23 protein-coding genes are annotated in these 19,680 nt (G+C 28.2%); 5 read left to right on the top strand and 18 right to left on the bottom strand.

Annotated elements, in window-relative coordinates; translation table 11 throughout:
* Nucleotides 1-100 precede the first annotated feature (100 nt).
* The 4 genes from dndE to dndB are packed head-to-tail and all read right to left on the bottom strand — an operon-like array spanning nt 101 to nt 5,010.
* Nucleotides 101-481 carry a DNA sulfur modification protein DndE gene (gene dndE / locus ACTTA8_RS07690; RefSeq protein WP_440655297.1) on the bottom strand — a complete coding sequence of 127 codons (381 nt, stop codon included), beginning with the start codon at nt 479-481 and terminating at the stop codon, nt 101-103.
* On the bottom strand, nt 481-2,448 hold the full coding sequence (dndD, locus tag ACTTA8_RS07685; protein ID WP_440655295.1) for a DNA sulfur modification protein DndD: 1,968 nt from the start codon (nt 2,446-2,448) through the stop codon (nt 481-483). Before dndD ends, dndE begins: the two co-directional genes overlap by 1 nt.
* Nucleotides 2,448-3,935, bottom strand: coding sequence for a DNA phosphorothioation system sulfurtransferase DndC (dndC, locus tag ACTTA8_RS07680; RefSeq protein ID WP_440655294.1), 1,488 nt, complete (start codon nt 3,933-3,935; stop codon nt 2,448-2,450). Before dndC ends, dndD begins: the two co-directional genes overlap by 1 nt.
* The gene (dndB, locus tag ACTTA8_RS07675) at nt 3,925-5,010 is read right to left on the bottom strand and encodes a DNA sulfur modification protein DndB (protein ID WP_440655293.1); all 1,086 of its coding nucleotides are present in this window, start codon (nt 5,008-5,010) and stop codon (nt 3,925-3,927) included. Before dndB ends, dndC begins: the two co-directional genes overlap by 11 nt.
* Before the next feature lie 81 nt (nt 5,011-5,091).
* Between dndB and dndA the strand changes: the two genes are divergently transcribed.
* From dndA to ACTTA8_RS07655, 4 genes are read left to right on the top strand one after another with little or no spacing between them, the layout of a single operon-like run.
* Nucleotides 5,092-6,225, top strand: coding sequence for a cysteine desulfurase DndA (gene dndA / locus ACTTA8_RS07670; protein WP_440655291.1), 1,134 nt, complete (start codon nt 5,092-5,094; stop codon nt 6,223-6,225).
* Nucleotides 6,225-6,812 (top strand): DarT ssDNA thymidine ADP-ribosyltransferase family protein, encoded by a 588-nt coding sequence (locus ACTTA8_RS07665; RefSeq protein ID WP_440655290.1) that lies wholly within the window; start codon nt 6,225-6,227, stop codon nt 6,810-6,812. Before dndA ends, ACTTA8_RS07665 begins: the two co-directional genes overlap by 1 nt.
* Nucleotides 6,805-7,476: a DarT1-associated NADAR antitoxin family protein gene (locus ACTTA8_RS07660; RefSeq protein ID WP_440655288.1), complete on the top strand. Its 672-nt coding sequence runs from the start codon at nt 6,805-6,807 to the stop codon at nt 7,474-7,476. The genes ACTTA8_RS07665 and ACTTA8_RS07660 overlap by 8 nt, the downstream gene beginning before the upstream one ends.
* Nucleotides 7,477-7,516: 40 nt before the next feature.
* On the top strand, nt 7,517-8,122 hold the full coding sequence (locus tag ACTTA8_RS07655; protein WP_440655287.1) for a hypothetical protein: 606 nt from the start codon (nt 7,517-7,519) through the stop codon (nt 8,120-8,122).
* 1 nt (nt 8,123) lies between these two features.
* Here ACTTA8_RS07655 and ACTTA8_RS07650 read toward each other — a convergent pair whose 3' ends face one another.
* Entirely contained in the window at nt 8,124-8,306 is a 183-nt protein-coding gene (locus ACTTA8_RS07650; RefSeq protein WP_440655286.1) for a hypothetical protein, read from the bottom strand.
* 39 nt (nt 8,307-8,345) lie between these two features.
* Here ACTTA8_RS07650 and ACTTA8_RS07645 point away from each other — a divergent pair, with 39 nt between their 5' ends.
* Nucleotides 8,346-8,798, top strand: a complete 453-nt coding sequence (locus ACTTA8_RS07645) for a hypothetical protein (RefSeq protein WP_440655285.1) — start codon at nt 8,346-8,348, stop codon at nt 8,796-8,798.
* Here ACTTA8_RS07645 and ACTTA8_RS07640 read toward each other — a convergent pair.
* The 13 genes from ACTTA8_RS07640 to ACTTA8_RS07580 form a co-directional block, all read right to left on the bottom strand.
* On the bottom strand, nt 8,795-9,172 hold the full coding sequence (locus tag ACTTA8_RS07640) for a hypothetical protein (RefSeq protein ID WP_440655283.1): 378 nt from the start codon (nt 9,170-9,172) through the stop codon (nt 8,795-8,797). The two genes, ACTTA8_RS07645 and ACTTA8_RS07640, sit on opposite strands and share 4 nt — an antisense overlap.
* Before the next feature lie 5 nt (nt 9,173-9,177).
* Nucleotides 9,178-9,552, bottom strand: a complete 375-nt coding sequence (locus ACTTA8_RS07635; protein ID WP_440655282.1) for a hypothetical protein — start codon at nt 9,550-9,552, stop codon at nt 9,178-9,180.
* A gap of 1 nt (nt 9,553) precedes the next feature.
* Nucleotides 9,554-10,087, bottom strand: coding sequence for a hypothetical protein (locus ACTTA8_RS07630; protein ID WP_440655280.1), 534 nt, complete (start codon nt 10,085-10,087; stop codon nt 9,554-9,556).
* Between the two features lie 475 nt (nt 10,088-10,562).
* Nucleotides 10,563-10,730: a hypothetical protein gene (locus ACTTA8_RS07625; protein ID WP_440655278.1), complete on the bottom strand. Its 168-nt coding sequence runs from the start codon at nt 10,728-10,730 to the stop codon at nt 10,563-10,565.
* 32 nt (nt 10,731-10,762) lie between these two features.
* Nucleotides 10,763-11,896, bottom strand: a complete 1,134-nt coding sequence (locus ACTTA8_RS07620; RefSeq protein WP_440655277.1) for a hypothetical protein — start codon at nt 11,894-11,896, stop codon at nt 10,763-10,765.
* Nucleotides 11,897-11,901: 5 nt separating this feature from the next.
* A complete protein-coding gene (locus ACTTA8_RS07615; protein WP_440655276.1) occupies nt 11,902-12,423 on the bottom strand; it encodes a hypothetical protein in 522 nt (173 codons plus the stop codon).
* Between the two features lie 66 nt (nt 12,424-12,489).
* Complete coding sequence (locus ACTTA8_RS07610; protein ID WP_440655275.1) at nt 12,490-12,744, bottom strand: hypothetical protein; 255 nt, start codon at nt 12,742-12,744, stop codon at nt 12,490-12,492.
* Between the two features lie 80 nt (nt 12,745-12,824).
* On the bottom strand, nt 12,825-15,596 hold the full coding sequence (locus ACTTA8_RS07605) for a M16 family metallopeptidase (protein WP_440655274.1): 2,772 nt from the start codon (nt 15,594-15,596) through the stop codon (nt 12,825-12,827).
* Nucleotides 15,593-15,760 (bottom strand): hypothetical protein, encoded by a 168-nt coding sequence (locus ACTTA8_RS07600; RefSeq protein ID WP_440655272.1) that lies wholly within the window; start codon nt 15,758-15,760, stop codon nt 15,593-15,595. The genes ACTTA8_RS07605 and ACTTA8_RS07600 overlap by 4 nt, the downstream gene beginning before the upstream one ends.
* Nucleotides 15,761-15,957: 197 nt before the next feature.
* Nucleotides 15,958-16,641 carry an ATP phosphoribosyltransferase gene (gene hisG / locus ACTTA8_RS07595; protein WP_440655270.1) on the bottom strand — a complete coding sequence of 228 codons (684 nt, stop codon included), beginning with the start codon at nt 16,639-16,641 and terminating at the stop codon, nt 15,958-15,960.
* Entirely contained in the window at nt 16,638-17,684 is a 1,047-nt protein-coding gene (locus ACTTA8_RS07590) for an ATP phosphoribosyltransferase regulatory subunit (protein WP_440655269.1), read from the bottom strand. The genes hisG and ACTTA8_RS07590 overlap by 4 nt, the downstream gene beginning before the upstream one ends.
* On the bottom strand, nt 17,662-19,056 hold the full coding sequence (gene hisS / locus ACTTA8_RS07585; RefSeq protein WP_440655268.1) for a histidine--tRNA ligase: 1,395 nt from the start codon (nt 19,054-19,056) through the stop codon (nt 17,662-17,664). Before hisS ends, ACTTA8_RS07590 begins: the two co-directional genes overlap by 23 nt.
* A gap of 318 nt (nt 19,057-19,374) precedes the next feature.
* On the bottom strand, nt 19,375-19,587 hold the full coding sequence (locus ACTTA8_RS07580) for a cold-shock protein (RefSeq protein WP_075505957.1): 213 nt from the start codon (nt 19,585-19,587) through the stop codon (nt 19,375-19,377).
* Between the last annotated feature and the right edge of the window lie 93 nt (nt 19,588-19,680).

The raw sequence follows: 19,680 nt of genomic DNA, 5'->3' as shown, positions 1-19,680 counted from the left end.
GAGGTTTTATGGTCGATGATGTGTGCTGCAAAGGATGTTGTAGCATAAACTTTGAGGCTTAATAAGCTGGCTTACATTGATACTGAGCTTTTTAGGCCTCCTAGTCAATCCTTCCAATTAATAATAACCCAGAAATATCTTTAAGCTTATTTGTATAAATAATATTCACTCCACGATTCACATGAGCATACAGATACTTAGTTAAATTTTTCTTATCTACTTCAACATTATGAGTGACCAAATTATTGATTAAAAGCTGTGTGTATATTGGTTTATTTTTGCCAAATAGGACGTCGTAATCTATTTCTATTCCATCCAATTTCTCTTCTACTTCTCTAGGTAGAGCGGTTTGTTTGATAGATAAACAAAAAGCCCATCTACAAATAATATTCCAATTGGGTATTCCAGTAAGTGTCTTAATTCTTGTTAAAGAATTTTTAACATTGGTTGAGGTTCTTAGTACATCTAGATCAATATCCATTAGAAAAAATAACCCTCCGATAATTTACTACCACTTAATTTCTCATCATATTCAATTTTATACGACCTTGATAAATATGGAGAAATAAATTTGTGATATTTTTTATTAATCTCTTCATCTGTTGACAATAAAATTACTTGTTTAGATGCAGTTGGAAAATATTGTTCTACCAAATTAAATCGATGTTCACTATCTAATCTTCCCAAAGGAGTATCAATAATAGTTGGTGCTGCACTATTGGATGCTTTTGCAAGTCCCCACAAAATAGCTACAGCAAGTAATTGTCTCTCACCTGCTGAAAGATCCTCTGTATTTATCTCGGTATCTTTTTTATCTGAAATTTTTAAATCAAATTCAATTGTATCGATTTTGATTGATTTAATAAAATTTTTCTTACGATGTAAACTTTTAAAACAATTTAAAATTAATTTTTCTAATCTTTTAATATGATAATCTAGTGCTTTTACATGGAAAGAACTTAAAACGTCTTTAACTTTAATTGAGTAATCAATAAATCTCTTATTATCTAAATTATCAATATCTTTTGCTGTTTTTCTTTCATATTCTTTTTTAAGATCAAAATTTAATTTTATTAAAGGACCATTTGATCTTCCACGTTCTTCTCTTAAAAGATTCATTTTAGTAATTAAAGTTTCTTCTTCTTTTTTAAGTTTTTTTGATTTCTCAATTAAAGGTTTAATTTCATCATCACTTGGTATTTTATTTATCAACTGACTAACTTTTTCATATTCTTCATCTAATTTAATTTTTTTAGATGTTAATTTATCTATATCTTTTTTCGTATTTGGAAGATTTTCATTAAGTAAAAAATTTGTTTCAAATGGATTGATACTTTTTAATAAAAATTCAGTCTTTTGGTTATTTGTATCTTTTTTAATTTTTTGTTGATCACTAAATTTTTTAAATTTACTTAAATAATCTTTATCTGAGCAATTTTTTTCAGAAAATTCATTAAATTGATCTACTAACTGATTAATTTTTTCCTGTATAATTGACTGATCTATTGAAGAATTGTGTTCTTTAGATTGTAAATTAATTTCATTTAGTTCTTTTTCTACAATAAGTAATGGTGCTTCACTTGCTGCAACTTTGACTAAATCTTCTTGCAAAGTTTTTCTTTTTTCATCAATTTCTGATTGTTCTTTTTCATATTCTTTTTTCTTATCATAGTAAGCTACTCCTTTTTGAGATAGTTCTATATCTAGTTCTCTCGTCTCATATTTCACCTTAGTTAACTTATCTTCTTCCTTAACAATTTTCTCATCAACAACTTTAATTGCTTTTTCATATTCTTTGATCTTTGCTTCCATTTCCTCAATTACTTTTTTTTCATCATCATCTTTTATTTGAAGAGAAGATCTTTTCTGAAACTCATCAACATCAACATTTAATTGGTCTACTATCTCAAGGCCTAACAGTGAATTAATGGCTTTTTTCAATACTTTTTTTGACTGGTCTAAATCTGCCAATTGTTCAATCTTTTCCCCATCAAAAAAGAATAAAGAAGCAACTCTTGAAGGTAAAATCTGATCAACAAAATTATCCCAATCTTTAGTGATGTCTTCATCAAATTTATCATCAATAAAAACAAAGAACTCCTCTTTCATTTTTTTTCCAACCAACTTCCAGTTCCTTGAGATTTTGAACTTTTGTTTTTTACCTTTATATTTTCTATTAAAGGTTAGTTCTATTTGTGCACCCTCATCAAAGTTTTTTTTATTAATATTTTTAGTTAAGAAGTTTTCATAAGAAAGCTTTTGTGAATAAAAGTAATTTGAAAATTTACCATAAAGGACAAAATCTATTGCTTGTAAAAATGTAGTTTTACCAGAACCATTAAGAGCCCCAATTAATATAACTGGTTTTTTTGATTTTGTACTTAAATCAAAATTTTGCTTTCCACAATAAACACCAAAATTATTGATTAATAAATTTTCAAAGATCATCAATTAGTCTCTAAAGGTAATTGTTTATTTGCTTGATTTTTAATTTTTTTCTTTTGCTTAGCGTATTCAATTGCGTCTGTTTTATCTTTATAAAACGATTTTCTAAAAATATTTTCAAACTCATCAAATAACCCTGTTCGACGATTACTTTTAAAATGCTTACGCTCAACTTCTAAAAGACTTCTTGCGATTTCAAAAATCATTTCATCATCACCACAAGTTTCTTTTAATATTTTCAAAATATCATGGTCAAAAACATGGCTGTCTTCTAAAGGTTCAAAGTTGTATTCTCCTTTAGCTTCTGTCTCACAAACTTTAGGTAAAATATCATCCGTCTCCAATTTATCGTAAAACCATATTTTTCTAATCTGATCTAATTCTTCTTGATTAATAAGTTGAATCTTTTTCAAATCTTTGGGAAGCTGATTGTTACTTCTAATTTTATTTTGTGCTTGTAATAATTTTCTTAACCATTCTTCTCTGCTTGTTTTGGTATAAGGTCCTGGTACTGTTGTTTCTTCATCCTCAGGTCCCATCAATTGTACGTGACCTTTTAGTCTTCTAAAATCTCTTTTATCGTGATCTTTAATAGTTAGATCATTTCTTAATTGCAATAAAGGTTCCATCCATGATTTTTCAGAGTCGTTTTGAACCATAGCTGACATTGATTTATCTTGCTTAACAAGTGTACAAACCCAGCAACCAAATCTACTATCTCCACATGATGGTGTTGAAGTATCTACTACTAAAGGACACTCTCCTCCATCTGTTGCACCTTGGTACATTGATAGAAGATCTTTATTATTTATTCCCCACGGAGAAGGTTCTTGAAGTAAATAAAGCCAAACATCATCATTAGTCCAATCCTTGATAGGTAAATATGAACTGACATTCATAAGGTTTACATGTTTTGAAAAGTTTTCTCTTGTTGCCTCTTTTTCAAAACGAGTAATGGAAATAGCTCTATTAGAACTCTCCGCCTTTCTAGTCCCAATAACCAAAACAGCTTCTCCACTTTCTGATGATATTTTCCTTAAAAAACGGTCACTGGGCCTTATTTTCATACGTTCTGTACACCATCTAAATTTAGTATTAGGCGCTGGATAACCTTTACCAATTAAGTTTACCCAGAATGTCTCTTCAATATTAGGTGTTAATAAATTTGGAAAGATTGGTAGTCCTTTTTCTTTTGCCTTGTTTCTCAATAAATCTAATGAAGTTCGAACCCAAGTGGCAACCACAGGATTTTCAACCAATGTATCTGTAGTAATCACTTGTAATGGTTTAATGGGCTTATTTTCTGATTTAATTTTTTCTAATACTCTCCACATCAATTGCAAACAAGCAGAACTATCTTTTCCGCCTGAATAACCAACGACCCATGGATTATCATCTTCTAAATAAAGTTTAGCAGTCAAATCTACTAATTTTTCAATAGTTGGTTTAAAACCAATTTCATTAAAAAAAGATTTTCTTTTACTTTCCACTTTTTTTCACCTGACTTTCTAATGCTTTTTCTTTTGTATTTAATTTAACACCCAAAGCTTTTTTAATTATATTTGAAGCTAAAATAATGCTGTTGTTATTTTTAACTACTCTACCATTAATAATTACTCGCTGATGCCATTCAGAGTTATTCTTTAACCAATTTATTTTTTTTAAATTCTTTAACTTAGATTTCCAATTGCTTGGAAATTGTGCAATTAGATCTTTACCAGCATGACCTAGTGCTTGTAAGATAATTACGTGTGTGTGAATATAATCTCTTCTAACCTCTGCAGGTGACAAGTTTCCTATTCTAACACCACGCCATTGGTCCATGTTTTCTCCAACAGTTTCCCAAAAAGAACTTACCAAATTGACAGCTTGATCAATTTTTTTATTCTTTTCTAAATCAATTAACGTTTTCGAAGCTGAATAAATTCCTGAAAATGGAAATAGTTTTGAAGATCGTTCAGCAATTGTAGATCGTTCCATTTCTACTACACCCTTAAATACCTCAGTTTCATAAACAACTCTTCTAATAACTTCAGCAATTGGGTCTCTATGATCGTAAAGTTTTGCAATACTTGTTGCTGGTCGAATAGCATGTCGATTCAAATCAGAAAACATTTGTTGTGATTTTTTTAGTCCTTTATCTTTAAAGAATACAACAGCAACAGTATCTTTTGCTAAATCTGGATTTTCAGTTAATGCTTTTTCAATTGCTGCACGACGATGCTGACCATCATTAATCATTAATTTTGCATCACCAGCAATTTCTAGTTCACCTATTTCGCTGTCTTTACCATTTAACTTTAATGGTTTGAAAGTAACATTGCCGTCTATTGATGCAGTAAGTGCAGAAAAAATATAGTTCTTAGGATTATCAACAATGTATCTTGCCATTTCAGGGATCCTTGATTTATTGATATGTCTTTGTGCGCGAAGTTCTGTTGGAATAGTTGCTTCGTTAAATAAAAATAATCTTGGAATAATTGCCATTTCACAAACAACAGTGTAATAATCATCTCCTGATTGTTGCCCTTTGATGGCTGCAAATTTGTGAACATTTAAAGTCATAAAAATCAATAAAATATTAGATTATTTATATATTGTATGTTATTTATTTAACATACAAATATTAAAATTCAACATACTAAAATGAGCATTTATTTAGACTGCAACGCTACCACTCCAATTGAACCTGAGGTTGTAGAGAAGATGAATAATTATTTAACGACAGACTTTGGTAACGAAGGTTCTCATACACACAGCTTTGGTTCTATTGCAAAGAAAGCAGTTCATGAAGCGACAGACCATGTAGTAAGTTTGGTGAATGCATCGAGAAATGAAATAATTTTCACAAGTGGTGCAACAGAATCGAATAACCTGAGTATTTTTGGTCTAAAAGATTATGGTTTAAAAAATAATAAAAAACATATCATCACTTCAGCAATAGAACATAAAGCAGTACTAGAACCAATTCAGGAATTAGAAAAAGTAGGATTTGAAGTTGATATTATAAATGTAGATAAATCTGGAAGAGTAAATCAAAAAGATATCAAAGATAAATTAAGAGAAGATACTCTTCTTATTTCAATTATGGGAGTTAACAATGAGACAGGTGTAATACAACCTATTAATGAAATAATAGAAATTATTAAAGATCATGACTGTTATTTTCATGTTGATGCAGCACAAATGTATGGAAAAGATATTGATACACTTTCGAATAAAAGAATTGATCTAATAAGCATTAGCGGTCATAAAGTGTTTGGTCCTAAAGGAATTGGGGCATTAGTTACTAGATTAAGAAATTTTAATAAGCCACCTTTGCAACCATTATTTTTTGGTGGTGGACAACAAGCAAAGTTAAGACCTGGTACTCTTCCAGTTCATTTAATTGTTGGTTTAGGTGTAGCTGCCAAAATTGCTAAGAAAAATTTAAAAAAAAGACAGGAACAAAATAAAAAAATTTATAATCAAATAATTAAATTAATGAAAAGTTTAAATGGAAATTTAAATGGTGATGAAAAATATTTATTAGGAAATTGTATCAATTTTTCAGTACCAAATGTTGATGCAGAAGCATTTATGTTGACAACTAAAGATCTTATTTCTGTATCAAATGGCAGTGCGTGTACATCATCTACATATGAACCATCTCATGTGATAAAAGCTATGACTGATGATGAAAACAGACTAAAAGGAGCAATCAGAATTTCATGGTGCCATTTAACTAATGAAAAGCTACCAATTGATGATATATTTTCTAGAGTAAAAAATATCATTTAATGGAAAGAAGAGAGAGAATTTTAAATATTTTAGAGACAAGGAAAATTACACAATTAATTCATTTTACAAAAAGACAAAATGTTAATTCTATTCTCAATAATGGATTGTTAAGTCTTGAAGAATTAAAAAAAAGAAATTTAGAATATGTTTATAATGATCCAGAGAGAAGAGACGATTGGAATTATGCAATATCTTTATCGATAACCTATAAAAATTCATTTCTTTTTGAGAGTTTTAAAAGAAGACAAAAATTAAATGATAGTGATTTTGTTGAAATTAAAATAGATCCATCAGTAATCGTTGAAAATGAGTGCATATTTTGTGATACTAATGCAGCAAGTCACACATTTGATCAATATAGACAAAACGATGACGAATTAGCAATTTTAAAAACGTGGTTGGCTTTTGATGGTATGTTCAAAAAAACAGTTAAAAGACACACGCTTAATGAAAGAGGCAAAATTAAAAGATTTAATCAAAAACCAAATGAAACAACTTGTTCTCAGGCTGAAATATGCCTAATTGGGAATATACAGTCAGAAAAATTTATTAACCTGGAAGAATTAAAACAATTACAAAATGGCTAAACGACCTTTTTTTATACCGTCTCAAGATAAAGAAGAACTAGTCACAACAAATTCAGTTGAATTCACATGGTTCTCTGGTTTTGCAAAAAGTCAAAAACAAAAATCTATTTCATCTTTTCATGAAAATATATCTAAAGAATTTAAGTTGGATAAAATATTAGAAATCTCAACTAAATCTGAAAATAAATTAGGAATTCAATTAAGTGCATTCAATTTAATAATTAGTTATAAAAATAAAGAATATTTTTTAGAAAGCTTGTTTCAAGGCAGTAAAATATTTACTGACCAAGGACCAAACGAAGATATTTATGAAATGTCATCGATTGATGCAAAAAAAGATGAAAGAATAAAAAGAAGTGATTTAAAAGAATTTAGTTTTTTTGGTGAAACTTTTTCTTTAGATTTTGATTTTTATTCATGGCTTTATTTCATAGCTTTAAATCAAAACAATAATTTGAAAGCTGAAATCCTGAATTATAAAGCTTTTACTGATATAGAATTTAATCCAGAAAAATCATTAAATTGTCAGGCATATAGTGCAGCTTTATATTCATCAATGGTTCATAATAAAATATTAAATAATAATAAAGAATATAAGCTTGAAGAGCTAAAAAATTTAATACCTTCAAAAAAGTTTAAAAATTATCAACAAAAATTAATATAAATTTCAAACTTTTGCCTATTTTGTGTTATAAGACATTACTGTGAAAAAAATTTTGCATTCACTACCTATTATTTCATCTGCCATACATTCAACTTACTCTAAATCATATACAATTATTTATGATCAATTTAATGAGGCCATCAAGATTCCTCAAAGATGGCTAGACGATATTAAGCATGTTGAATTTAATGAATTACTAGCAAGTTCTATTGGACCACTTGCTTTATTTTTTAATTGGAAAAAAAGACATAAAGAAGAGTTTTCTGAAATAGCATCAGGAGTACTTGCTTCTAGTTTTGTACATGGAGACCCTGTTGGTTCTATTACTTCAATAGTAGTGCTTGCTTATCGATATGATCAATCCTCTAACAAACAAGAGATGCGAAACCTTAGGTGGGGTATCATTAAAGGCGGTGCTTGTGTTAGTGCTTTTGCTTTAACAGTAAAAGCAATGGGTGTTTCTTTACTAAGCTTTTTAGTAGGATTATGTATTGCAGCTGTTGTTAGAAAAACTGTCTCTACACTTAGATTTTTTGAATATTTAAAGTTTGTAAGATCTCTCAAAGTTAAAATACCCAAATTAAAAAAGAAAATATCTAGAAGAGACTTTATATCCTTGAAATTATTTGAGTTTAAAAAAGCCTAAATTAGTAGACCTTTGATACTTGCCTTGCAAATATTGGTTTAATTGAACTTTTGGCTATCAATTCAACTCTACCACTAGCATGATGAAAATATATTACGTACATATGAGTGCCATCTTCATGATTGTGCAATTCTTCACATCTAATTTCAGAAATTTTTTTTAACTTTTCATTAAATTTTTTCATAAATTATAATAACATAGATCTTATCTATTTAATTAACTAATGATCAAAAAAGACTTCAACCGAAATCCTAAAGGTAACAATCAATGGGAACTAAGAACAGATGAAGAGCTTCAAAAAATAATTGATAGCAAACCACGAAATTGGACTAAGAAAGATTTTAGAGGCGAGACAAAATTAAATCAGGTAAAATATTTAACTAGAAAAGAAACTGATAGACCAGGTCTTAAATTTTATCATTCAGGTAAAAGAATAAATATGAAGAACATTTTAAAGCACTCTACTAAAGAGAGTATTCAAGAATTCAAAAAGGGTGAAATAGATATAAGTGTATTAAAAAATAGAGCTTCTACTAAAAAAATAAGAGATGAAATGAGCCAAAAAGAAAAAGAACAATATGATAAAAAAATCTATGCCAATTTAACTGAGGAACAATTAGAAGCTAAAAGAGACAGACAAAAAAAATGGTATTACGAGCAAAAAGATAATAATTAAAATCTAATTTTGCTGCCAAACAAATAATTTAATTCTTTAATTAATTCCTTAAACTTTCTTGGAAAACTCATGTAGCCTGAACAATATTTAGCTTTACCATTTCTATCTCTTAATTTTAATTCCCATCTATACCCGTCTAAGAGTTGTTCTAATTCTGGTTCTTTAACTGGATATTTTTTACTCCAATTCCATACTCCTAATTCATTTATTTTATCCCAAAAAGATAAGATCTTATATTCTTCTAATTTTACAATCTTGTGCGTTCGATTTGAAATTATCTTTCCTTTTGAATTATCTAAAAGTTCTACAGTTTCAGATGGTTCCATTGAAAAACCACTATAATAGATTGTTTCTTTCTTATTTTTAATAATCATAATAATTAATCGATATTTGTTGTTTCTATATCACATTCATAATGAGCTAAAAATTTATCATTTATAAAATCATATTTAGACATAGTAATAATTTGCTCAGTTTCACCAGCATATACTATTCTTTGAAAACCTAATTCATACTCAGGAAATTTAGCAACAAACATGTCGTCTCCAAATACCAATTCCTCTGATGGAATGACCTTAAATTCATTGTGATCTTTATCAAAATAATGAAAGCCTGTTACTTCAAGTTTAAAGTTTAAAGGTTCGTATTGCTTCCCAAGTGCTGATAATAAATTTTTACAGGTAAGATTGAGACCTTGGTCTGCATGAGAAATATTAGGAAATAAAAGGATAAATAACAAAAAAATTCTAAACATTTTAACTCTCCATATCATTTAGTTGTTTACAAAGCTTATGAGCTGCTAAGACAGATGGAACTAACTTATCTAATTTCCAACTGTTTACAGAAATATCAAAATATTTATCTGCTTTAAAATCAATGCCATCAATAATTTTGATTTCATATTTTTTTTCTTCAATATAGAAATTATTTAATACATTGATGTATTCTTTCACTGGATAAGTACCTATCGTAAAAAGTACTCTCCAACCAAGTTTTAAAAATGGAGAAATATGCTCAACTTTTGCTGTTATTTCTTCTCCATTAATTGTTATTGGAATATGTTTTCCTAAAAGCTGTTTAATATCTCCCGGGTCATTGTAGGTGACAAAAGTAAAGTTATTCCATACTTTTTGGCAATCATCTCGGGAATCGATGAAGAAGTTTAAATTATCACCATGGATAACTTCCCCAGAAACTCTTGCATAAGCTAGAGTTTCCAAACTATCTATCGTCCATTCCTCATCTTCAGCATGAGCTTGGGCTTGATATGCAAAGACAATGAAAAACAACAGTAAGTGAGATAAAATAATAAGTAAAACTCTCTTCATGATTTGAGCTCCACTTTGTATCCATTTTTTTCAAATATTTTTATGATCTTATCCCAGACTAAGCTGTTGTGTTCTCCAGGTTTTATTTCAAATTTAAATGATTGTTTGTAGACAGGGTAACAGTTATCGTATGCTATATAGGTATTGACGTGACAATACTTGTGTACACGGTTTATTTCCATGTATTAGAGCTCCTATGGTTAATTGATTTTTTTAAGGTTAACAGTTTATAGTTACTTATGGTTCCAACCCTTTTCTGTTTCGTATTAGAATTACGCAACAAGGGAGATAATAAAAAAAGCGGAACTCTAAAGAAAAGGATTGAAATCCAACGCATGATCCCAATAAATCAATAGTGTATGTTTGAATTTTGCTACAAACTTGTTTTATTTATGAAATGCAAAAAAAATCTATTTAATATTTTAGAATTTAGGTATTAATGTTTATCTCGAGTTTGTTTATTTATATTCTCACCATAGATTTTAATTTTATTTAGCTCTTCTTGTTGAGCCTTTTTCTTCTTTTGATGTGAGTAAAAAATTGGCATTACAATTGATAATCCTACAATAATAATTGCTAATATTATTTGCCAGTTTTCAACCATTTAACTGATCCTCGTAAATTTTAAATTTAATGTTAAGAAACTTGTCTGCATCTTCTTTTTGCTATACCTCCAAGCAATGTTGTTCTACATTTTATCCAAACACCACCACCCCTACAATTTTCATAAATGATATCCCCAACTCTTTGACCTGTACATCTTAATGTAGTTCTATTATTTGTGACTTCATTACTTGTGTTATAGCCACTAAGATTGGTACCATATTTAAGATCAACAATAACATTAAAAATATCATCACCATGTTCGTGTAAAATCCAGGAAACTCCTTTCCAAAATTTATTCCACTTACTATCTTGGTTAATTTTCTCTCCAGATTTTGCTTCATAATTAAATTCTACTTTTATATTTTCTTTTTCTTGAGCTTTAGAAATTAATATATTTTCTTGATTTTTTGCAACATTGTAAGCGTCATTGATTTCCATTACTTCAAATATACATTCTGAGTACTTTTCTGACTCGGCACTAAAACCAATCTCATTACATAATTTTTTTGAATTACTTATTACCTCTGAAAAATTAGCCTTTGCAATATTTCCAGTAACAATTCCTTGTTTATTTGTCTTTAAATCATAGTCTTGTTCCCCACTTAGCTCTTTTAATTTTAGTGATATATTTTTCCTTGTTTCTTCTTTAATTTCATTAAAAATGAAACTTTTATTTTTAAATTGCAAATATCCTGTTGGTGAGGGACCAATCATTGAAAGCTTAAAAACATCCTCAGAAAAAAATTTATTACTAGTTGAAAAATTAATTAGTATTTCATCAATATTTTCTCCACAAAAAAATCTAAAATGATTATGAGAAACACTCATTCGGCTTGTAGAGTCCATAACAAGACCCTGATCTGATTTTACTGCATTAACTTTAAGTTTTCCATTTGTTCTCACTGTCATAGCGCTGCTTCCTTTGGAAATTAAAAGAAAACTATCTTTAGAATATAAACTGCAATTTTTCTGAGATAATTCGTTAATTATATTAAATGAAGGTTGCCACCTACCCTTACCTGAAAACATTGGGAGTTTAATAGAATATATTCCTCCATATTTACTCTCAAAAACTACATCTGTTTTTAAAGGCTTTTTTGAATGAGCATTTGTAACAAACAAAAGAACAAAAATTAAAGATACAAAAAATTTTTTAAAACTCACTTTTTTTACTCTTTAAGTTTTTTTAATGTACATTCTGCAAAACTTTCTGTTCCTTCGACTAATCCATTATCTTTACAATGTTGCTTTGCTAATGAAATTTTGTTTTTTTTAATTGAAAATTCAATACCAGAAGCAAATTTTTTAGCTTCTTCGTAATCAAGAAATATTTTAGCCAATCTTCCATTTCCTTTTGTTTTGATACTTAAAACACCTTTAAAAGGTTTATACCAATCATGTGGTATTGTTACGTTTTCAAAAACATAATATTTTTCTGTTGTTAAATTATGCATTATTTCCATCTTAGTATCTGGGTAATATGCACCTCTAGGCTTAGAATTAAGCATTTCACTGTAAGTAAGTCTGCAAGGATCTTTTTTTGCATTTATAGATCCAGCTTCATAGCAAAAATCTGATTTATTCATTCCAATATAAATTTTGTTTTGCTTATAATTTACGGATTTTGACGATGTTGTTTCACATCCAGACAAAAAAAGGAATGCCGTTAAAATTAATAGATATTTTTTCATAAATAAAAGTACATTTTATCTCTTTATATACGAGAATTGTACAAGAGTTTTATATTTAATTGCTTTTTATTTTGTAACTTTAACTTCTATTTCTTTATCCTTCTTAACAACTTTACCATCAACAGTTGCCAGAGTAATATGAGGTTTTTTAATTCTTTTCATATGGAGAGTAGCATTTTGAATATCAACTGACACATCAACTTCATGCTTATCATCTGTATTTTTTTCAAAGTCTAAAATTACATCATCTAATTCATTCAACTTTGTACTTCGATCTAGTTCGATGCTTATTCCTTTAACCTTGTCTTCAATTTTCTTCATAATTTTGTCTCTTTAATCTATAAGCAATTTATAAGCTAAAAAAGCTAATTCTACTGCTATTATTACTTCCAACATAAAATTTACTCGCTTAAATAATCTGCACTTACAAAATATTGATCATCAAATAGTTGTTTAGCCAATCTTGCTATTTCATTAAGAGTAATGCTATCGACTATTGAATTTAGATAAGTAATCTTTTCAATATTTTGACTATATTTCACTGCATTTAAAATTGAGCTTAACCAAAAACTATTAGTCTTTAAACCGGCATCATAATCTTTTTTCAAAGCAACTTTTTGATCTTTAAAAATTTGAACATCAAATTCTTTATTTTTAATACTATCTATCAATTCATCTATTCTGTTATTGATAGTATCTACATTTTTAGGGTCTCCTGTATAATAGATATAAAAACTAGTAATTTCTTCAGGAATTTTATTGTCTAAATATTTAGATGATGAAATTGAATAGACAAGGTTATCTTCTTCTCTAACTTTATCAAAAAGCATTTTATCTAAGATAGACATCAATAAATACAGTTTAGTTTTGTCTCTATAAGAGTAATTATATTCTTTAAAATAAACTCTAAAGATATTTGCCTTTTTGGCATCCTCTTCTTTATATTCATTATATTCACGCTTTTTTGTGTAACGAATACCATGGTCGATATATGGGTCGTCTCTTTTTAAATCAGATAAGCTACCAATATACTTTTCAATTAATGGTTCTATTGTTTCAAACTCAAAATCACCAACAATTATAAAATCAAAACTTCCTCCATCTTTAAATCTATCTTGATAAAAGTTTTGAACATCTTCTAGGTTAATTTGATTAAACACTTCATCTGTTGGATACATTGTTCTTGGATGGTCTTGATAAAGTTTTTTTCTATAATCTAAATTGGATTGGTGTTGTGGGTTTTCTTTATCGATATTGTATTGATTAATTTTATTCTCTTTAAATCGATCAACATGATATTGCTTTACCCTCAAATCAGTAAAATTTAAATAAAGCATCTTAAACATGTTTTCTAAATTTTGGTTGTTTGATTTTCCACTGACACCTTCTGTACCTTCAGATATATTTGGAAATACATCGACAAAATTTTGTTGAAATAAATTTTCTTTTTCATTGACGGATATTTCACCAAGGTCAGCATAATTTAAAATATCTTCAGCATATTTTGCTGAAGCTAATTTATCCATATCTACAGTAGAATATCCTCCCCAACTAAAGGCTTTCAATTGAATTTCATCTTTTTTAAAATCTGTTTTTTTTAAAAAAACATCAGCACCGTTTTCCAAAGTTATTTTAATAATATTACTTCTTGGAAATCTCTTTCTTTTTATGATCTTTGAACCTTTTAAATCTTCTTTGATAAGTTCAACTTTTTTAATTTCAAATTCATATGGTTCTATTTGTTTTTGACTTACTTTTTGAAATATTTTTTCAATATCTTTTTCCGTTGGTAAATTATTTATAAAATCAGGTGCTCTAATAGATATAATCCTATTTGTTTCTTCAAAATGATTATTGAAATAATCATTTAAATCCTCAGCTGTGATAGAACTTAAAATATTTTCTGAATACTCAATTTCTTTTTGAAGTCCTGAGATCATCTCGTCATAGATAAAATGATCAATATATTCCTTTATAAAATCCTCTGAAGTTCTGGTGTTTTCTTCAATTAATGCTTGTTTTAAATAATCAATTCGTCTTTTCTTAGCGAGCTCTAACTCGCTATCTAAAAACCCATATCTGTTTACTTGTTCTGCAAAAGTAAGGGCATCTTCAATTCCTTGATTTATAGAGTTTTGTCTTAAAGAAGTTGAGAAAAGATAATACATATCTAAATCTGAAATTTGATAATCGTAAACATAAGCACTTTTAAATGCAGATTGGTTAAGTTCTCTTACTTCTTGCATTCTTCGATAAACGATATCACTTACTAAGTAGCCTATTATTGCATGTCTATAATTTGCAATAGTATTAGTTTTTTTGAACTCATCTTTTTTCCATATAGTAAATTGAATATCTTCCTCTAAAGCGTCTTGATAAGTAAAGAATTGGTTTTCCTCAAAATCAGGGATTTTATAATCAGGTACGATTGTTTTCTCAGTATTTTTAAAATCACCAAAATACTTTTGAATAAAGTTTTTTATTTCCTGTGATTGAATGTCACCAACTATAAATAATCCCATTCGTTCAGGTTGGTACCATTTTTTATAATAGCTAATTGCATCCTCATATGTAAAGTTTCTAATAACTTCTATATCGCCAATAGGTCTTCGTTCTAATAATCTTGAATTTTTAAAAATATATTTGCTTATTTGATCATAGTATTTTTGACCACTGCCAATATCGGTTCGATATTCTTCCTCTACTATTTTTCGTTCTCGCTCAAATGCCTCTGGATTTAAGTTTAAATTCTTTGCAATATCAGCTAAAATTTGAATAGCTGTTTCAACATTCTTGATGTCATCAGTTGGAATTTCAAATTTATAAGTAGTTTTAAAAAAAGAAGCATTTGCATTGTAGTGTGATCCTAAGTTTAAACCAATAGAAGATAAATATTCATCAATTGCTTTTTTTGGAAAGTTTTTCGAACCATTAAAAGCCATATGCTCTATTAAGTGAGCTAAACCTTTTTGATGATCCTCCTCCATTATAGAACCCGTCTTTACATAAAGCCTCATCGATACTTTATTTTCAGGAGTGGTATTTTCTCTAATATAATAAGTTAAACCATTTTCTAATTTTCCATAATTAATTGCAGGGTCTAATGGAAAGACATTTTCAGATTTTACTGGAGAAATTAATAAAATTAGAAAAATAAATAATATTCTTATCACCTATTTTTCCTAACTTCTTTTCTCCATAATATAAAGAATAAAAGGATTAAACTTGGCTGTAAAATTACGAAAATAACAATATTAGCAAGTTCATATCCCATGCCAGTAACATCACCAATTACTTCTAAAACATAGACACACCAATTAAAAAACTGATTAATCATTACATTAATTAATAATATTAATTCATGTCATAATTAAGATTATAATATTATTGATAAGTTAATTTATTCAGCTAAGTTTTGTTATGGAATTAATTTTGTTATTTAAAATATTAGTTGGTATTGGATTGTTAGTTGGTCTTTATGCGGTACTAAGAAATTTAGATATAATCAAAATCATTCTTATTTACTGGAAGGACTTAATTTTTAGAAAGTAATTTCAATATTTTCTTTACGCCTTTTTTCTTAATTGATTTCTTGGAATAAAATAAACAAGCAGAAGAACTCAAAATTGTATCAATAACTTTTAGATTATTTTGTTTTAAAGTTTCCCCTGTTGAACTCAAATCCACGATTAAGTCTGCCGTACCTAATTTATTTGCACCCTCAGTAGCCCCCAATGAAGTAATTAATTCATATTGAGTAATCCCTTTAGAATTAAACCATCCATGAGCAAGGTTTTTAAATTTAGTTGCACAACGCATTAATCTTTTCTTTTTTTGATAAAACTCATAAGAGATATCTTCTAAGTCTGTAGGATTTACGCAGTCTAGCCACATATTATCTACAGCAACTACTAAATCAGATTTTCCCCAACTATATTCCTTAGCAAGTGCAATATTTGATTGGATACTTTGCTCACTTTCACGCCATAAATCTTTTCCACTAATACCAATATCTCCAATTCCTTTACCTAACGCTTCAATAATTTCAGTAGCATTCATATAAAGTACACGAATATTTGGATAACCCTTAATAGAACCAATCAATGAACGTTCACTTTCTTGAGTTATTTTCAATTTACTTATCTTAAAAACTTGCTCGGCCTCAGCTTTCATTCGGCCTTTAGATAAAGTTAAAATATTAATTATTTCTTTATTCATAAAATACTTCTGTTAATTGCTGCACCTACAGCATTTAGGTCTTTCTTGTTCCCTAGGTCTTTAATCAAATTATCAAATCTTCCACCTGATAAAAAAACTTCTTTTTTACCATTTGTTTTTACCTCTATATTAAAAGTCATCCCCGTATAATAACTAACAGTTCGGTTTATATTGGTATTAAAAATTACTTTTATATTTTTATTATTGTTTTTATTAATTGGAAAATAATCTGAACTGATAAAAATATTTAAATTATTCTTTTTAAAGAAATCATTTAAAACTTTAGGTGCTTTTTCAATTGGACAAGAAATTTTTAAATAATCTTTAATTATTTTAACACTATTCTTATTTGAAAGATTTCTTGGGTCTTGATAATTTTTTAAATCAAACCTCTCCAAAATTTCTTTTAAAGATCTTCCAGAATACATCTTCAATGGATCTTTTTTTCTTAATCTTTCTGCTTTTGCTTTGTCTTGCTCAACAATTTTGGGATTAATATCTTTATTATTAGATAATTTTTTGAGTAATTGATCAAAATAAACTTCTCTCGAATAGTGCCTTTTAATTTTTTCTCTCCATCTAAGTGGAAGAGAAGTTAATTTGTTTACGAGCACATGAAATATTTCAATATTACTTAAATTCAGTTCACATTTTTTAAACTTTGATTTCTTGAAGATATTGATTGATGTTTTAAGGATTTCATAATCATCTTTTTCTTTAGTATTAGAACCAAATATTTCAAAACCTGTTTGTTTGATAATAGGCGATTTATTATTCTTATTTTGTTTCCGGTAAGCTTCACCACTGTATGACCATTTAGTCTTTTTTTGATCTTTAGTTCCTATAAATTTGATAACACTCGATAAAGTTAAGTCGGGACGTAAGCTCCATTCTACATTTCTTTGATCATAAAAAGAGAATAGATATTGTCTAAAGTTACCTCCAGATCTTTTTAGGATATGTTTAGACTCTATAATATTATCGAGTTCAATATTCTTAAATCCACTTGATTTAAGAATATTAGATAAATTTTCTGACTTCATCGATTAACTTTTCTTTAGGAATTGTTTGATTATTTTGGCCTTTTACACCTTTAAGGTTTTTTATCGTAACTGTGTTCTCTTTAAATTCATTTTCACCACAAATAATTGCAACATTTAAATCACGCTTATTAGCAAGATCAAGTTGCTTACCTAAATTTTTCTTTGTGTCTAAAAATATTTCAGCATTAATATTATTTTCTCTTAGCTGATCTACAATTTCATAATAATTTTTAAGGAATTTTTCATCCATGACACAGACTAAAACAGGTTTTTGATCATTAATTTTAATTTGATCAAGTTGCATTAGAGCAAACAATAATCGATCAACTCCAAAACTTACCCCTGTCCCAGGTTTATCAACTCCTTTAAATCTTGAGATTAGTTTCGCGTAAGCACCTCCGCTACAGATACTGCCAATATCAACTGTTTTACCTTTGTTATTAGTTACTTTAAAATTTAAATTAGTTTCAACGATAAAATCTGAGTAGTACTGGAGACCTCTTACGATTGTAAAGTTAGTTTTGACTTGGCCTAAATTTGAACTATAGCCAATTATTTCAAACACATCCTCTAATTCTTTTATTCCCTCTTGAGATAATGGATTTTTTAAAGTTTCTTTTAATTCTTTTAATTCTTTAACTTTTAAAAAATTTAGAATTTGTGATGCTTGTTCATCTGTTAAATCAGCACCTTTAGTAACCGCACCACTTGTATCTTTTCTCTCTTTTTTAAGAAGGTCTTCAACTCCTTTTAAACCAAATCCAGGCTTATCTAATTTATCTATTGCTCTTATAACTTTTAGCTGTTTATCTTCAGAAATTTTTAAATCATCAATTAAACCTTGTACAATTTTTCTATTACTTACATTAATTGTAAACTGATCTTTTTTTAGACCAATATCTTGAAGAGTATTTGATATTAAGTTGCACAACTCTGCATTAGCCTGTGCAAAGTTTACATTTCCAATAATATCAAAATCTGCTTGAAGAAATTCTCTATATCTACCATTTCCAGGTTTTTCATTTCTAAATACATTTTGAATTGCGTATCTCTTATAAATTGAAGGGAGGTCTTGATTATTTTGAGCTACAAATCTAGCAAGTGGGCTCGAAAGATCATATCTTAAACTAATTCTTTTTTCTCTGTCGTCAAAACTGAAAATATCTGACATAGGGTTCTCCTCGTCATCTGCTAAAAACGATCCAATATTTTCACTGATTTCAAAAGATGGAGTTTCTAAAGGTTCTGCTCCAAATTTTATAAAATTTTTTTCAATCACATTTAAAAGCTGTTTTTTTAACACTAGCTTTTTGCCCCAACGATCTTCAAATCCAGATGGTAGGGAAGGATTGAGTTTATTTTCTTTATTCATTTTGGCCTTCACGGCGTTTTGGTACCTTGGATAGGTTACGCTCCTATGACTTCGGATCCACAAACCGACGTGATACTATTTCACCACCAAGGCATACTTTTTTGTTTTATCTTATTTTGTGTGGATTTGAAAATATAATATAAATAAATAGCCTAATGGCTATGGAAACAGTGTCTATGCGTAATTCTTAAAGTTTTTCTGTATGTAATATTTATATTCATGAGCGGTCTTTTAAACAAAAATAATTGATATGCAAGAAATAAAAAAGGACGTTTATCTATTACAGATAAAACGTCCTTTAAGAATATTTTTATAAATTTAGTCTATTTTCTTTAAATTAACTGCAGAAGGACCTTTAGGGCCGTCTTCTAAAGTGAACTCAAGTTTATCACCTTCATTTAAAAATCTCATACCAGCGGCCTTCACGGCGCTCGCATGTACAAACGCATCTTTTTCTTTATCGTCTCTTTCAATAAACCCGTATCCCTTCTTCCCATTGTACCACTTGATCTTTCCTTGTAATGTACTCATTTTTTTCTTAGTCCTTATGTTGTTAATTTTAATTAAGATTAATTTTTTTTAAAAAATTTTTCAAGATAAATTTAGATTAGTCTAACTAGTATA

Source organism: Candidatus Pelagibacter sp. HIMB1506 (genome assembly GCF_052047935.1).
In the GTDB taxonomy this organism is placed as follows: Bacteria; Pseudomonadota; Alphaproteobacteria; order Pelagibacterales; family Pelagibacteraceae; genus Pelagibacter.
This window is presented reverse-complemented; position numbering and strand designations above follow the sequence as displayed.

Coding starts and splice junctions, on each gene's coding strand:
- dndE (WP_440655297.1), bottom strand. CDS start 481: ATGGATATTGATCTAGATGTACTAAGAACCTCAACCAATGTTAAAAAT.
- dndD (WP_440655295.1), bottom strand. CDS start 2,448: ATGATCTTTGAAAATTTATTAATCAATAATTTTGGTGTTTATTGTGGA.
- dndB (WP_440655293.1), bottom strand. CDS start 5,010: ATGACTTTAAATGTTCACAAATTTGCAGCCATCAAAGGGCAACAATCA.
- dndA (WP_440655291.1), top strand. CDS start 5,092: ATGAGCATTTATTTAGACTGCAACGCTACCACTCCAATTGAACCTGAG.
- ACTTA8_RS07665 (WP_440655290.1), top strand. CDS start 6,225: ATGGAAAGAAGAGAGAGAATTTTAAATATTTTAGAGACAAGGAAAATT.
- ACTTA8_RS07660 (WP_440655288.1), top strand. CDS start 6,805: ATGGCTAAACGACCTTTTTTTATACCGTCTCAAGATAAAGAAGAACTA.
- ACTTA8_RS07650 (WP_440655286.1), bottom strand. CDS start 8,306: ATGAAAAAATTTAATGAAAAGTTAAAAAAAATTTCTGAAATTAGATGT.
- ACTTA8_RS07645 (WP_440655285.1), top strand. CDS start 8,346: ATGATCAAAAAAGACTTCAACCGAAATCCTAAAGGTAACAATCAATGG.
- ACTTA8_RS07640 (WP_440655283.1), bottom strand. CDS start 9,172: ATGATTATTAAAAATAAGAAAGAAACAATCTATTATAGTGGTTTTTCA.
- ACTTA8_RS07635 (WP_440655282.1), bottom strand. CDS start 9,552: ATGTTTAGAATTTTTTTGTTATTTATCCTTTTATTTCCTAATATTTCT.
- ACTTA8_RS07625 (WP_440655278.1), bottom strand. CDS start 10,730: ATGGTTGAAAACTGGCAAATAATATTAGCAATTATTATTGTAGGATTA.
- ACTTA8_RS07615 (WP_440655276.1), bottom strand. CDS start 12,423: ATGAAAAAATATCTATTAATTTTAACGGCATTCCTTTTTTTGTCTGGA.
- ACTTA8_RS07610 (WP_440655275.1), bottom strand. CDS start 12,744: ATGAAGAAAATTGAAGACAAGGTTAAAGGAATAAGCATCGAACTAGAT.
- ACTTA8_RS07600 (WP_440655272.1), bottom strand. CDS start 15,760: ATGATTAATCAGTTTTTTAATTGGTGTGTCTATGTTTTAGAAGTAATT.
- hisG (WP_440655270.1), bottom strand. CDS start 16,641: ATGAATAAAGAAATAATTAATATTTTAACTTTATCTAAAGGCCGAATG.
- ACTTA8_RS07590 (WP_440655269.1), bottom strand. CDS start 17,684: ATGAAGTCAGAAAATTTATCTAATATTCTTAAATCAAGTGGATTTAAG.
- hisS (WP_440655268.1), bottom strand. CDS start 19,056: ATGAATAAAGAAAATAAACTCAATCCTTCCCTACCATCTGGATTTGAA.
- ACTTA8_RS07580 (WP_075505957.1), bottom strand. CDS start 19,587: ATGAGTACATTACAAGGAAAGATCAAGTGGTACAATGGGAAGAAGGGA.